This window comes from Streptomyces scabichelini, assembly GCF_011045015.1.
Lineage (GTDB): Bacteria > Actinomycetota > Actinomycetes > Streptomycetales > Streptomycetaceae > Streptomyces > Streptomyces scabichelini.
Genome location: NZ_JAAKZY010000106.1, coordinates 1 through 13907 on the forward strand (window position 1 = coordinate 1; position 13907 = coordinate 13907).

General features: G+C 68.8%; 14 protein-coding genes. 8 read left to right on the forward strand and 6 right to left on the reverse strand.

Going from position 1 to position 13907, the window contains the following annotated elements; all coding sequences use genetic code 11:
- Positions 1 to 29 precede the first annotated feature (29 nt).
- Both G5C60_RS28745 and G5C60_RS28750 read right to left on the reverse strand, forming a co-directional pair.
- A complete protein-coding gene (locus tag G5C60_RS28745) occupies positions 30 to 2612 on the reverse strand; it encodes an ABC transporter permease (RefSeq protein ID WP_165263845.1) in 2583 nt (860 codons plus the stop codon).
- Positions 2609 to 3397, reverse strand: coding sequence for an ATP-binding cassette domain-containing protein (locus tag G5C60_RS28750; RefSeq protein WP_165263846.1), 789 nt, complete (start codon positions 3395 to 3397; stop codon positions 2609 to 2611). Before G5C60_RS28750 ends, G5C60_RS28745 begins: the two co-directional genes overlap by 4 nt.
- Before the next feature lie 358 nt (positions 3398 to 3755).
- Here G5C60_RS28750 and G5C60_RS28755 point away from each other — a divergent pair, with 358 nt between their 5' ends.
- From G5C60_RS28755 to G5C60_RS28770, 4 genes are all read left to right on the forward strand, one after another.
- On the forward strand, positions 3756 to 5309 hold the full coding sequence (locus G5C60_RS28755) for an MFS transporter (protein WP_165263847.1): 1554 nt from the start codon (positions 3756 to 3758) through the stop codon (positions 5307 to 5309).
- A gap of 163 nt (positions 5310 to 5472) precedes the next feature.
- Positions 5473 to 5913: a hypothetical protein gene (locus G5C60_RS28760; RefSeq protein WP_165263848.1), complete on the forward strand. Its 441-nt coding sequence runs from the start codon at positions 5473 to 5475 to the stop codon at positions 5911 to 5913.
- Between the two features lie 16 nt (positions 5914 to 5929).
- On the forward strand, positions 5930 to 6247 hold the full coding sequence (locus G5C60_RS28765; protein WP_165263849.1) for a hypothetical protein: 318 nt from the start codon (positions 5930 to 5932) through the stop codon (positions 6245 to 6247).
- Entirely contained in the window at positions 6223 to 6849 is a 627-nt protein-coding gene (locus tag G5C60_RS28770) for a hypothetical protein (RefSeq protein WP_165263850.1), read from the forward strand. The genes G5C60_RS28765 and G5C60_RS28770 overlap by 25 nt, the downstream gene beginning before the upstream one ends.
- Before the next feature lie 28 nt (positions 6850 to 6877).
- Here G5C60_RS28770 and G5C60_RS28775 read toward each other — a convergent pair whose 3' ends face one another.
- Positions 6878 to 7492: a TetR family transcriptional regulator gene (locus G5C60_RS28775; RefSeq protein WP_165263851.1), complete on the reverse strand. Its 615-nt coding sequence runs from the start codon at positions 7490 to 7492 to the stop codon at positions 6878 to 6880.
- Positions 7493 to 7611: 119 nt separating this feature from the next.
- Here G5C60_RS28775 and G5C60_RS28780 point away from each other — a divergent pair, with 119 nt between their 5' ends.
- Both G5C60_RS28780 and G5C60_RS28785 read left to right on the forward strand, forming a co-directional pair.
- Complete coding sequence (locus G5C60_RS28780; protein WP_165263852.1) at positions 7612 to 8067, forward strand: nuclear transport factor 2 family protein; 456 nt, start codon at positions 7612 to 7614, stop codon at positions 8065 to 8067.
- Positions 8060 to 8920 carry an NAD(P)H-binding protein gene (locus tag G5C60_RS28785; RefSeq protein WP_165263853.1) on the forward strand — a complete coding sequence of 287 codons (861 nt, stop codon included), beginning with the start codon at positions 8060 to 8062 and terminating at the stop codon, positions 8918 to 8920. The genes G5C60_RS28780 and G5C60_RS28785 overlap by 8 nt, the downstream gene beginning before the upstream one ends.
- Before the next feature lie 36 nt (positions 8921 to 8956).
- On the opposite strand, the gene G5C60_RS28790 is transcribed toward G5C60_RS28785, so the two are convergent.
- Both G5C60_RS28790 and hemC read right to left on the reverse strand, forming a co-directional pair.
- Entirely contained in the window at positions 8957 to 9343 is a 387-nt protein-coding gene (locus tag G5C60_RS28790; protein WP_165263854.1) for an NUDIX hydrolase, read from the reverse strand.
- A gap of 14 nt (positions 9344 to 9357) precedes the next feature.
- Complete coding sequence (gene hemC, locus G5C60_RS28795; protein WP_165263855.1) at positions 9358 to 10290, reverse strand: hydroxymethylbilane synthase; 933 nt, start codon at positions 10288 to 10290, stop codon at positions 9358 to 9360.
- A 377-nt stretch (positions 10291 to 10667) separates the two neighbouring features.
- Here hemC and G5C60_RS28800 point away from each other — a divergent pair, with 377 nt between their 5' ends.
- On the forward strand, positions 10668 to 11105 hold the full coding sequence (locus tag G5C60_RS28800; RefSeq protein WP_165263856.1) for a DUF485 domain-containing protein: 438 nt from the start codon (positions 10668 to 10670) through the stop codon (positions 11103 to 11105).
- Positions 11102 to 12706: a sodium/solute symporter gene (locus G5C60_RS28805; protein ID WP_165263857.1), complete on the forward strand. Its 1605-nt coding sequence runs from the start codon at positions 11102 to 11104 to the stop codon at positions 12704 to 12706. Before G5C60_RS28800 ends, G5C60_RS28805 begins: the two co-directional genes overlap by 4 nt.
- A gap of 135 nt (positions 12707 to 12841) precedes the next feature.
- Here G5C60_RS28805 and G5C60_RS28810 read toward each other — a convergent pair whose 3' ends face one another.
- Complete coding sequence (locus G5C60_RS28810; RefSeq protein WP_165263858.1) at positions 12842 to 13729, reverse strand: coiled-coil domain-containing protein; 888 nt, start codon at positions 13727 to 13729, stop codon at positions 12842 to 12844.
- Positions 13730 to 13907 lie beyond the last annotated feature (178 nt).

Here is a 13907-nt window from a genome sequence, read left to right on the forward strand (position 1 = left end):
CCCGTCCCCCGTCCCCCCAGCCCGCGCAGCTACTCCGTAGCAATCGCGTTCAGCACATTCATCCGCCCCGCCCGGAACGCCGGCACCAGCGCCGCGAACAGCCCCACGAAGGCCGAGGCGATGAAGACGCCGATGATCGTCGGCCAGGGGATCTCGAGGACCTTCAGACCCTCCAGGGCGAGGAGTTTCTGGGCCGTGGCGCCCCAGCCCATGCCCAGGCCGAGGCCGAGCAGCGCTCCGAAGAGGGCGATGACGACCGACTCCAGGCGGATCATGCGGCGCAGCTGCCGCCGCGAGAGGCCGATCGCCCGCATCAGGCCGATCTCCCGCGTCCGCTCCACCACCGACAGTGCCAGGGTGTTCACGACACCCAGGACCGCCACGATGATCGCGAGGGCCAGCAGACCGTAGACCATGTTCAGAAGCTGGCCGATCTGGTCCTTGAGCTCCTGCTTGTAGTCGGACTGGTCACGGACCTGGTACTGCGGGTACGGGTCCAGGGCCTTCTTCAGGGCCGCGTACGCCTGCTTCTCCTGGCCCTCGGCCGCCTTGGCGAACATGATCTCGTTCGGCGGGATCTGGTCCTTGGGGACGTACTGCTCCATCGTCGCGATGCTCATGTACCGCGCGCCCTGGTCGAGGGCGCTGTCGTCGTTGGTGATCGCGGCGACCTTGAGCTTCGCGGTCTCACCGCCCTTGAAGGCGACGGTCATGGTGTCGCCGACCTTGATCCCGTGATCCGTCGCGTACTCGGAGCCGACCGACATCGCGTTCTTGCCGTACGCCGCCGACAGCTCACCGGCGGTCATCTCGCGGCGCAGGTCGGTCGCGTACGTCGGGTCCGCGGCCGTCACGTCACTGTCCTCGGTCTTGCCGTCGGGCGAGGTCATCTTGGCCTCGACCACCTTGTAGCTCGTGACGTGGTCCAGGCCCGGCGTCGACTCCATCGCCTTCTCGGCCTGCGGGACGATCCGGTTGTTGCCCTGGACGATGAAGTCCGCGCCGACCGACTTGTCGAGCTCGTCGGTCGCGGAGGCCACCATCGAGGAGCCGACCACGGAGAGGCAGGCGACCAGCGCGAGGCCGATCATCAGGGCCGCACCGGTGGCGCCCGTGCGGCGCGGGTTGCGCAGTGCGTTCCGCTCGGCCAGGCGTCCTACGGGTCCGAAGGCGCGCAGCAGGACCGCGCTGATGGCCCGGACCACGCCGCCCGCGAGCAGCGGACCGATGATGACGAACCCGATCAGCGTGAGCACCACACCGGCGCCCAGCATCAGCGAGCCGTCGCTCGCCGTGTCCGAGGTGCCCGCCAGGTACAGGGCGGCGGCACCGGAGCCGGTGAGGACCAGGCCGATCAGGCCCCGTATCCAGCCGGCCTTGCCGTCGGCCGGCGTACCGGCGTCGCGCAGCGCGGCCATCGGGGAGACCTTGCCCGCGCGGCGGGCGGGGAGGTAGGCGGCGAGGACCGTGACGACGATGCCCAGGACCAGGCCGACCACCGGGGTGGCCGTCTTCACCGTCAGGTCGGCGGTGGAGAGGTTCATGCCCGCCATCGACATGAGCTTCATCAGGCCGACCGCGATGCCGACGCCCGCGCCGACACCGGCCACGGATCCGACGACGCCCAGCAGCAGGGCCTCGACCAGCACGGACCGATTGACCTGTTTCCGCGACGAACCGATCGCCCGCATCAGGCCGATCTCGCGGGTCCGCTGGGCGACCAGCATCGAGAAGGTGTTGATGATCAGGAAGATGCCGACCAGGAAGGCGATCCCGGCGAAGCCGAGCATGGCGTACTTGATGACGTTCATGAACTCGCCGACGCCCTCGCGGTTCTCGTCCGAGAACTCCTTCTGCGTCTGGACCTTGTACGCCCCGGCGGCGCCCTCGGCCCCGGCGAGCGTCGCGGCGACGTTCTGCTTCAGCCGCGCGTCGGTGACACCCTGTTCCGCCGTGACGTTGATCTGCGTGAACCGGCCGGTGGCGCCGAGCAGTTCGCGCTGCGCGGTGGCGGTGTCGAAGTAGACGACGGCCGCACCGGGGTTGGTCACCTTGAAGGTGGCGATGCCGACGATCTTCGCCTTGAAGTCGCCCGTGACGGCGATGGTCCGCAGCTCGTCACCCATCTTGAGGTTGTGCTTGTCGGCGGTGTCGGCGTCGACCATCACCTCGGTCGGCCCGCGCGGGGCGTGTCCGGAGGTGATCTCCATCGAACGCAGGTCGTTCTTCGTCCAGTTGCCCGCGATCGTCGGGGCGCCGGTGCTGGACCCCATGTTCTTGTTGTCGCTGTTGACGACGGTCACGTTCATCGAACCGACCGCGCCCTCGGCCGACTTGACGCCGTCCGCCTGCTCCGTCCGGTCGACGGCCGAGGCGGGCAGCGACTCGGGCTTGCCGTTCTGCGGAGTGTCGTCGGCCTTGGCCGCCTTGGGCTGGACCGTGACGTCGGACGCGGTCGTCGCGAAGAGCTTGTCGAACGTCGTGTTCATGGTGTCGGTGAAGACGAGCGTCCCGCAGACGAAGGCCACCGACAGCAGGACGGCCACGGCAGAGAGGGCCATGCGTCCCTTGTGCGCGAAGAAGTTGCGCATCGAGGTCTTCATGACGGTCATGACGTACGCCCCCGGGCGTCGAAGTCCTTCATCCGGTCGAGGACGGTCTCGGCGGTGGGCTTCCACATCTCGTCGACGATCCGGCCGTCGGCCAGGTACAGCACCCGGTCCGCGTACGAGGCGGCCACCGGGTCGTGCGTGACCATCACGATGGTCTGGCCGAGCTCGTCGACGGAGCGCCGCAGGAAGCCCAGCACCTCGGCGCCGGCACGGGAGTCGAGGTTTCCGGTCGGCTCGTCACCGAAGATGATCTCGGGCCGCGCGGCCAGCGCCCGTGCCACGGCGACGCGCTGCTGCTGGCCGCCGGAGAGCTGGTTCGGCCGGTGCTTGAGCCGGTCGCTCAGGCCGACGGTCTCGACGACCTGGCCGAGCCAGCCGCGGTCCGGCTTACGGCCCGCTATGTCCATCGGCAGCGTGATGTTCTCGAGCGCGTTCAGCGTCGGCAGCAGGTTGAAAGCCTGGAAGATGAAGCCGATCCGGTCCCGGCGCAGCTGCGTGAGCTTCTTGTCCTTGAGGCCGGTGATCTCCGTGTCGGCCAGGTAGATCTGCCCGGAGGTGACGGTGTCGAGGCCGGCGAGGCAGTGCATGAGCGTGGACTTGCCGGACCCCGAGGGACCCATGATCGCGGTGAACTGGCCCCGCGCGATGTCCACGTCGACCTGGTCGAGGGCGACGACGCGGGTCTCCCCCGACCCGTACGCCTTGACGACCTGCCGCGCCTGCGCGGCAACGGCCGTACGCCCTCCAGTGCCCCCGTGCCTGGGAATGGTTACAGCCGATGTCACGGTACGTCTCCTATGTCGGTCAGCGGGTGGTGTGCGCGTTCTGCTGCGTGGATGAGTCTGGTGGCTGGAGGGGGTCCGGCGCGCTGGTGCTCAGCGCAGTCTTTTCCGGGGGTAAACCCCACCTCCGGAGGTGCGGTACTCCGCCCTCAGCGGCGTAAAGCCAGGTTAAGGACGGCCCCCGCCCCCTCTCGTCCTCCGGCGGTACGAACCCTCCCCGAGCCGTAGTACTGAGGTCCCCCTAGGGGATCTCCACCCCGTGGTGGAGGAGTTCTAAGGGGGGCCTCCACCTTTGAGACCACCAAGCGTCCACCCTCCCGCGACGTGAGGGTCAAGTGGGAGAGTGTGCTCCGGCAGATAGATGCAGGGGGAAAGGAATCTGGTGAGCCAGGAGGAAACACAGGGGCCGCACACCGGCATACCGGCCGCAGCGGTTGGCAAGCAGGCCGAGCCCCCCAAGCGCCGTGCCGTCGTCGCCGCGCTGATGCTCGCCATGGGCCTGGCCGCGCTCGACTCCACGATCGTGTCGACCGCCGTCCCGCAGATCGTCGGCGACCTCGGCGGCTTCTCCGTCTTCTCATGGCTGTTCTCCGGCTATCTGCTCGCCGTGACGGTCACCCTGCCCGTGTACGGGAAGCTCTCCGACACCTTCGGCCGCAAGCCGGTACTGATCGCGGGCGCAGCCCTCTTCCTCCTCGGCTCCCTGCTCTGCGCGCTCGCCTGGAACATGGGGGCACTCATCGCCTTCCGCATCGTCCAGGGCCTGGGCGGCGGCGCCCTCCAGGGGACGGTGCAGACGCTCGCCGCCGACCTCTATCCGCTCAAGCAACGCCCCAAGATCCAGGCGAAGTTGTCCACGGTCTGGGCGACCTCGGCGGTCGCGGGCCCGGCGGTGGGCGGGGTCCTCGCCGCGTACGCGGACTGGCGCTGGATCTTCCTCATCAACCTGCCGATCGGCGCGCTCGCGCTCTGGCTGATCGTCCGTCACCTGCACGAACCGGAGCGCGAACCCGGCCCTCGCCCTCGCCCTCGTATCGACTGGGCGGGCGCGCTCGCCGTCTTCGCCTGCGGCGGCGTCCTGCTGACAGCGCTGGTGCAGGGGGGAGTGGCCTGGGCCTGGCTGTCTGCCCCCTCAATCGCCTTGCTCGGTACGGGACTTGCCCTGGTCGCGCTTGTCGTGGTGATCGAGCGCCGGGCCGCCGAACCGATCATCCCCGGCTGGGTGTGGCGCCGCCGCACCATCGCGGCGGTCAATCTGGCGTTGGGCGCGCTGGGCCTGCTGATGGTGGCGCCCACGGTCTTCCTCCCGACGTACGCGCAGTCGGTCCTGGGGCTCGCCCCCATAGCGGCCGGATTCGTGCTGTCCGTATGGACGTTGAGCTGGCCGGTTTCAGCAGCGCTCAGCCAGCACGTGTACCGCAGGATCGGTTTCCGCAACTCGGCGCTGATCGGCATCGGCACGGCCGCGCTGCTCCTGCTCGCGTTCCCGTTCCTGCCGTATCCCGGCGAGCCCTGGCAGCCGGCTCTCCTCATGCTCCTGCTCGGCGGCGCGCTCGGCCTCTTCCAACTCCCCCTGCTCATAGGCGTCCAGTCGACCGTCGGCTGGTCCGAACGGGGCACGGCCACCGGCTCCGTACTCTTCTGCCGCCAGACCGGCCAGACCCTGGGCGCGGCCCTGTTCGGAGCGGTCGCCAACGGAGTGCTGGCCGCGCGACTCGGCGGCGCCGGCGACCTCGACTCGGTGACCCGCTCCCTCGACTCGGGCGCCCCTGACGAACGTCTGCGCCACGCGGTCGCCGACGCTGTCCACGCGGTCTACTTCGGCGCGTCCTGCGCGGCCGGGCTCGCCTTCCTTGTCCTGTTGTTGATGGCACCGCGACGGTTTCCGGTCCTGAAGAGCTCCGCCGAATCGTGATTCGGTCTCCTTTTGTTCACCTCCCGGCCATGTTCCGCGTTTCGGTAATCCCTTGTGACCGTCGAGAATTGGCCATATTCTCCTGAGCATCTACGAGGGGCCCGCCCGGCCAGGGGCGGCGACCATCCCCTCGTATCGAAACGGGGAAACGGGGAACAATTTCATGCGTACCTGGATGAGAGCTGCCGCGTTGTTTTCGCCGCTCGCTCTCGGCATCGTCGTTGCCGGACCGGCACCGATGGCCGTGGCCGCCGAAGCCGGCCCACTTCACACCATCACCTGCTCGTTCGACAAGAGAGTCGGAACACCGTGGGCGCCGAACAGCGTGACGGTGAAGGGTTTCGTCCGGGTCCGGTGCACGGACCAGCTGGACGAGGCCAACACGGCGGCGCACATTCAGATCTATGACGGCGGCTGGAAGGATCGTGGCGCCCCGATCGTCAGCCACAACAAGGGTCCGGTCATCCAGGTGAACGATGACACCCTGAAGCGGCCGGGCACCTGGAAGTACCGCACCGAGGGCACCCACTTCGGACAGCATGGCAACACCTGGGCGCTGCCGACCTACTATTCGCCGGTCCGCACGCTGACCCGAGTTCACTAGGGGAGCAATGAGAAACATGACGGCCGATGCGCGCGACCTCATGGTCACGGCCCAGGAGGTCGCCAGGCTTCGGGACGCACAGCAACTCGAAGTCAGAGACGTCGCGTTGGCCGCGCTGATCCTCCACTTCCTCCGCTCGGCGGAGGAAGTGGAGGCCTCGGCGGAGGTGTCGCTCTCACCGGAGATGCTGCCGATGGCCGATGAAGTGCAGGAGATCCTGACGTCCGGAGAGGGTGACCTCCGGAATTCCGACCTGGTGGACCTCGCACGGCGCGAAGAATCCGAACTCTCCGAGTATCTGGGGCCGGTATGGCGGGCAATAAAAGGCTACTGACCTGCCTCGCCCTGTCGCTCTGTGTGATTTCGGTTTCGGCCGCGGCCGCGGGTTGCTCCGCCGAACCGGCCGAATCCGCAGAGCGCTCAATGGCTCAGGAACTGACGGCGACCGGGTGGGTCGAAGAATCAGTAATCGAAGGCATGGAATCCCAGACCCGGGATATCCGCCCGGCGGCATGCCAGGACCTGTTCCAGCTGCTGGACCGGGCCAACGGCGCCGATGCGCGCGCATTCGGTTTCCGTAATTCCACCACCGGGTCCTACCTCTTGGCCATCGACCAACCCGATGTCCCGGATCCGGCCAACCTCTCGTCCCACCTGAAGAACGCCGCGAAAGTCTGCCCCCGCCTCACCATGGGATATGACTCGACATCGCTGGCGTACGACGTCAGGGTGGCCGACACCCGGTCGGGCAGAACCGAAATACGCCTCAACGGAGTCGAGCAGATCGGCGGACAGCAGGGCGAGCAGGTCGTCGACATGATCGTGAGCAGCGTGAACACGGATGCCGGAGGACGGCTGATCCGCGTCATGAGCAGCGACACGGACATCGGACCGACGGAGGAGAAGGCCGCCGAGATCGCGGCAGCCCGTCCCTGACGCGCCTGCCGGCTCACGACGGCGTTCGTCACTGATGCAGAACCCTGGCGGCGAAGGCCGCCAGGTGGGCCCTCATCCGTTCGCGGCTCATCTGCTCTTCGCCGGCGAGGTGTTCGACGAGGTCGGCACGGGTCGCTGCCAGCAGGACGTGTGCGGCGAAGCCGCTGTCGGCAATGGCGCTGCCCCTGCCTGCGACAGCGCTGTCGCTGAAGCCGGGCAGTTGTCGCAGCGTGTGCTCAAGAGTGCTGTGCCACCACGTGTAGTGGTCCGCCTGGTAGGGGCTGCCGCTGCCGGCCTCTTCCAGGGCCAGGGAGAGCCGACGGTTGTCGAGCTTGAACTGCAGGACGGCGTCGAGCAGGGCCAGTACGCGTTCGCGCGGCTCGGCGGTGGGGCCAAGAGGCGCCGGCCCCTCGTCGACGGCCTGTCGCAGCCGTTCGAGCCGCGCCTCGACCAGGACACGGATCAGGCCCGTACGGTCGCCGAACCGACGGAAGAGCGTGCCCTTGCCGACGCCGGCCGCTGCCGCGACGTCGTCCATCGACACGCTTCCGGGACTCTCACTGCGGGCGAAGAGGTCATCGGCCGCGGCCAGGACGGCCTCCCGGTTGCGCACCGCGTCCGCACGTTCCTTGCGTGGAGTCACGAGCTCTCCCTTTACAAACCGGACCAGCAGTCCGTATCTTTAAACGGACTCGCAGTCCACATTCTAGGGGATGGAGTACGCCCGTGACCGCGTCCAGGACCTCACCCGTTACCTCACCCATGACCGAACCCATGCCACCTGCGGATCTGTACCGCCACAGCCTGCGCCTCCTGCTGGACAAGGACATCGACGGCTGGGTGGACCTGTGCGACGAGAACGTGCAGTTCGAGTTCCCGTACGCCCCCGAAGGCTTCCCCGCGACACTGGACGGCCGCGCGTCCGTCGCCGACTACCTGCGGGACTATCCCGACCACTTCGACCTGCGCGAGATCCCCTCTCTGCAGATCCACGAGACCACCGACCAGGACACGATCGTCGCCGAGTGGCGCGGCAAGGGCCGCATGGTCGCCACGGGCGCTCCCTACGACATGCCGTACGTCGCCGTGGTCACCGTCAGGGACGGCCGCATCACCCACTACCGCGACTACTGGAACCCGGCCGCGATCCCCGGCCCCCTGGACGACGCGAAGTTCTTCCTGCGGCACGACGGCGAAGGCGAGGACGAAGATGGCTGACCGCCACACCATCCTGGTCACCGGAGCCACGGGCACCACCGGCCGCCGTGTCGCCTCCCGGTTCACCGCGCTCGGTCACCGGGTCACGGCGGCCAGTCGCCGTCCCGGCCCGCAGGAGGGCGCCGGGACCGTTCGCTTCGACTGGTACGACCCGGCAACCTGGGCCGGCGCCCTGCGGGACACGGACGGGGTCTACCTGATCCCTCCCGTCGGCGAACCGGACCCGGCCGCCATCATGCTGCCCTTCCTCCGGCAGGCCCGTGCGGCCGGAGTGCGGCGCGCGGTGCTGCTCAGTTCCTCCGCCATTCCCGCAGGTGGTCCGGCAGTCGGCCAGGTGCACAGTGCGCTTCCCGAGGTGTTCGACCAGTGGGCGGTACTGCGGCCGTCGTGGTTCATGCAGAACTTCACCGAGAAGCACGCGCACGCGGACAGCATCCGCGACGAAGGCGTCATCATGTCCGCGACCGGCAAGGGACGGGTCGGCTTCATCGACGCCGACGACATCGCGGCGGTCGCCGTCCACGCCCTCACCGACGACCCCGCACCCAACACCGATCTGCTCATCACCGGTCCCCAGGCGCTGAGTTACGACGACGTCGCCGCCGTCCTCACCGAGGTCACCGGCAGGCCCGTCTCCCACCGGCCGCTCCCCTACGAGCAGTTGCGCGACCGCCTGGCCGCCGACATACCCGAGGAGTTCGCGCAGCTGCTGGCCGGCCTTGACCTCTCGATCTCCCGGGGAACGGAGGATCGCACGACCGACACCGTCGAACGCCTCACCGGCCGCCCGCCCCGCAGCTTCCGCGAACATGTCGAAAATGCCGATCACGCCATGGAGAAGGCGACGCGGTAGCGGTCCCCGCGACGGTCCCCGCGAACACGGTCACGGTCACGCGAGAGCACCACTCGCCCGCAGCAGGGGCAGTAGGTGGTCGCGCAGCGCGGGAGAGAACCGCAGGTCGTTCTCGCGGCCGGAGATCCACCGCATGTGCGCGAGTTCGGCGGCGGGCCGGGGAACGCCGTCGATCCCCGCCTCGTACAGGGTCAGCTTCATGGGCACCCGCTCAAGGGCCGCCTCGGCTTCGACGTCGACCAGGAAGCGCGGCTCCACGGGCCGCACCCCCAGCTCCTCGTCCAGCTCCCGCACCAGCGCGTCCATCAACTCCTCGCCCGCATCGGGCTTGCCGCCGGGCAGATAGAAGACATCGGGAGCCGCCTGCTTGCTCACCACCAGGAGCCGCCCCTCCTGAACGATCACGGCCGCCACGACAACCATGTGGTCACCGCCCTCTAATGAGGGATGCCGTCGATCACCTCACGGGCTCCCTGGCGGAGGAGGGCGACGGCGACGGACGTGCCGAGAGTGGACGGATCGAGTCGGCCCGCCCATTCGTGGGCGTTGAGGACGGTCTTTCCGTCCGGGGTGAACACAGCGGCGCGCAGGGAGAGTTCCCCGCCGTCCTCGGTTTGGGCGTACCCGGCGATGGGGCTGTTGCAGTGGCCTTGGAGGACGTGCAGGAGCATGCGTTCGGCGAGGGTTTCGCGGTGGGTGTCCGGGTGGCCGAGGCCGCTGACGGTGTCGATGGTCTCGGTGTCGTCCTCCCTGCACTGGAGGGCGAGCACGCCCGCGCCGATCGGCGGCATCATCTTCCCCACCGGGAGGATCTCCGTGATCACGTCGGCGCGGCCGATGCGTTCGAGGCCGGAGACGGCCAGCAGGAGGGCGTCGGCCTGCCCGGCCGCGAGCTTTTCGAGACGCCGGTTGGCGTTGCCGCGCATCGGGACGCAGGTGAGGTGCGGGTATGAGGCGGCGATCTGAGCGATGCGCCGCACGGAGGACGTGCCGATACGGGTGCCGGGCGGCAGCTCGCCGAGGGTGAGGCCCTCCGGGTGGATCAGTGCGTCCCGGATGTCGTCCCGCTCGAGGAACGCCGCGAACATCGTTCCGGCCGGCAGGGGCCGGTCCGCGGGGATGTCCTTGACGCAGTGGACGGCGAGGTCGGCGTCACCGGCGAGGAGCGCGGCGTCCACCTCCTTGGTGAAGGCCCCCTTGCCTTCGACGAGAGACAGATCGCCCATCCACTTGTCGCCGGTCGTCTTCACGGCGACCACCTCGGTGCGAATCGCCGGGTGGAGCGCTGCCAGCTCGGCGCGGACGCGTTCCACCTGGGCCAGTGCCATCGGGGAGTCGCGGGAGACGATGCGAATCAGATCAGCGGGCATGGAGGCACGATAGCCCCTTGGATACGGGCCGCGACGACGAGACGGAGCAGGCCGGGAGGTCGGCCGGGGTCGGTCCGCCACTCCCGAGAAGGCGACGACCGGCACTTCGTGACGTTTACGTTTTCGTCACAACTGGCCAATGGGGCAAGAGGGTTTATCGCAGGTAACACCCGAGGTCAGCGAAGCAAGCGCATACCGACCAGCCAGTTTGGTGAAAAGGCAGCGCATTTCGGAGACGCCGAGTAGCGTGCGTGGCTCGCTGCCCCCCTTCAACTCCACTTCCGTCCAGCTCCATCCAGTTTCCGTCCAGTTCCGTTCAGTTCCGTTCAGTTCCCTGCGGTCCGTACCCGGGCCCGAGCCACGCAAGGAAAACCGGGATGTCCTACGACCCGTCCCCCTCGTACCCAGTCCCACCCCCGCACGACTCTTCGCGCTCGTACGCCACCTACCCCTGGGCACCACAACCGCAGCCGGAACCCGAGCCTGCACGCCGGCCCCGGCACTCGGCGCTCGGCCACCACAGCGACATCCGCGTTCTGCGCACCGCGTACCGCTGGCAGCGACGCGTGGCGACACTGACGGCGCTGGGCTACTTCACGCTCTTCCTCGTCCTGTCCGCGTACGCGCCGGCGTTCATGACGAGGGAAGTGACGGACGGACTGCCCGTAGGACTGCTGCTCGGCCTCATCCAGGTGCCCGTCACCTGCGCGGCGATCGTGCTGTACGAGTACACGGCTCGCCGCGGCGTCGACCCGATCGCCGAACGCATAAGGAAGCAGGCGGAGCTGGACGCCAAGCGGGAGGCCGCGCGATGACCGGGTTCAGCAGTTCCGCGCAGGCGATGTCCCTGGTGGCGTTCACCGTGGTGGCCACCATCACGCTGCTGCTGTGCGTGATGACCGGCCCAGACCGCGACGACCTCGACGAGTTCTACACCGGGTACAGCTCGCTGTCCCCGATGCGCAACGGCCTTGCCATCGCGGGCGACTACATCTCCGTCGCGACGGTGCTCGGCACGGGCGGCGTGATCGCACTGTTCGGCTACGACGGGGTCGTACTAGCCCTGAGCACCGCCCTCTCCCTGATGCTGCTGATGTTCCTGCTGGCCGAACCGCTGCGCAACGCGGGCCGGTTCACCATGGGGGACGTACTCGCGCGACGGATGCCGGGACGCTCCGTACGCATCACGGCCTGCGTCGTGACGCTCGCCGCGCTGATGCCGATGATGCTGGTCCAACTCGCCGGCACCGGCGACCTGCTGGCGTTCCTCCTCGGCTTCTCCAGCGACGCGCTGAAGACCGGCTGCATCATCGGGCTCGGCACGCTGATGATCAGCTACGCGGCGATCGGCGGCATGAAGGGCACCGCGCTCATCCAGATCCTGAAGATCGTGATGCTGCTCGGCTCGGGCACCGTCATCTCCGTACTCATCCTGCACAGGTTCGACTGGGACCTCGGCGGCCTCTTCAGCACGGCGGCGGAGAGCAGTGGGGCGGGGTCGGCGTTCCTGAACTCGGGGCTGCAGTTCGCGGGCGGGCCCAGCCCCAAGCTGGACATGATCACCTCACAACTGACGGTGGTACTCGGCGCCGCGGTGCTGCCGCACATCACCATGCGCATGTACACCGCGCGCAGCGCGCGTGAGGTGCGTCGGTCGATGTCCTGGGCGGTGCCGGCCGTGGCGCTGTTCGTGCTGATCATCACGGTCGTCGGGTTCGGGACCGTGGCCATGATCGGGCGGGAGGCGATCACGGCGGTGGATCCGCAGGGGAACACGGCGTATCTGCTGGGCTCGCGTGCCGTGTTCGGGACGGATGTGTCGACGGGCGAGACGCTGTTGTTCACCACCGTCACGGCGGCGATCTTCCTGACGGTGCTCGCGTCGGTGGCCGGGATGATCCTCGCCTGCGCCAACTCTCTTGCGCATGACGTGTTCGCCCATGGGAGGAAGCAGTTGTCGCCGCGCCGGGAGATGACGTTGGCCCGGCTGTCCGCGGCTGCCGTCGGCGTTCCGACGATCCTGCTGGCCACGCTCGTCCAGCACCGGAGCCTGCAGCCGCTCGTCACGCTGTCGTTCTGCCTCGGGGCCTCGGCGATCGCGCCCGCGCTGGTGTACGGGCTCTTCTGGCGCCGCTACACCCGTGCGGGGCTGCTCTGCACGTTGATCGGCGGCTCGCTCAGCACGTTCATCCTGATGAGCGGCACCAATCTGGTCTCCGGCTCGCCCATCTCCGCCTTCCCCGACCATGACTTCACCTGGTTCCCCTTCACGACCACCGGGCTCCTCTCCATCCCCCTCGGCTTCGCCTTCGGCTGGCTGGGGACGGTGGCCTCCGGGCGACGGCAGGCGGAGGAGCAGCGGAAGCAGTATGAGGCGGTTGAGGGGTTGATTCTGGCGGGGGTGGTGCGGAGGTGAGGCCTCCGGCGGTTGGGCGGGCTGCCTCCGGCGGTTGGGCAGGGCAGCCTTCGGGGGTGGCGGGTGTCGGTTCGCGGGCGGCTGCGGGTCAGTTGTGGCTGGTCGCGCAGTTCCCCGCGCCCCTTCGGGGCACGGTTAGTCCGGTGGTGTCTGGCCCGTCAGGGTTGTGAGGCTGTCTCGTACGTGGTCCATGTGGGCCTGTACGTCCTCCCGTTGTTCGGCGTGTGCGCGCAGGATGCGTTCCGTGTCGCGGGCGATGCGGTCCTCGCGGGCGTGGGCCTCCGCGAGCAGCTCGGCGGCCCGGGTCTCCGCGTCCTCCTGGAGGTGACGGGTCGACTCCTGTGCCTCGGCCAGGGCCCGTTCGGCCTCGGCGAGGTCGGCCTCGGCGCGCGACACCAGCGGCGCGTACTGCGCGTCGACCGCGGCCTCCGGCTGAGCCGCCGCGTGCTCGACCTCCTCCCAGCGCTCGGCATGCTCCTTCTCCTGCTCGGCAAGCAGGCTCTCCGAACGCTGCCGCATCTCACGCAGCGCGGCGAGCGCCTCCCCGCGGCACTCCTTCGCCTCGAGCCGCGCGCCGATCCGGTACTCGTCGGCCTCGGCCTGGGCGGCGAGCAACCGCTGACGGGCCCGTTCGTCGGCCTCGCCGCGCACCGCGTCGGCGTCCGCCCGTACCGCCTCACGCATCCGCTCGGCCGCGGCCTCCGCCTCCTCGACGACACGGCTCGCCTCCCGCCGGGCGTTCTCGCGGAGCGCCGCCGCCTCCTCCTCGCCGAGTTCGAAGATCCGCCGGGCACGGTCACTGAGCGTCTCGTACGTCTGCGGAGGGAGCGCGGCCACCAGCTCGGCCAGCCGCTGCGCCTCCGCCTCCATCTCCTTGGCCAGCACCGTCAGTCGGGCCGCGCGCTCCCACGCGGCGTCACGGTCCTGTGAGAGTGCCTCCGCGTACAAGTCCACCTGATCGGGACGGTAACCACGCCCCCGTACGGACATGAAGCCCTGAGGCGACACCGATGCGCTGCTCATCCTCGAATCCCCTCTCCGGCGACGTACAGCATGATTTGCCGCACATCTTGGTGGATCAGACGGAAGTGTTCATAACGCGACACTCCGCCCATGCAGCCAGCCGGGGAGCTGAGCGCGAAAAAAGGGGGCCGGGCCCGGTCAACCGACCGGGCCCGGCCCTTCACCCATCAGTGAGACG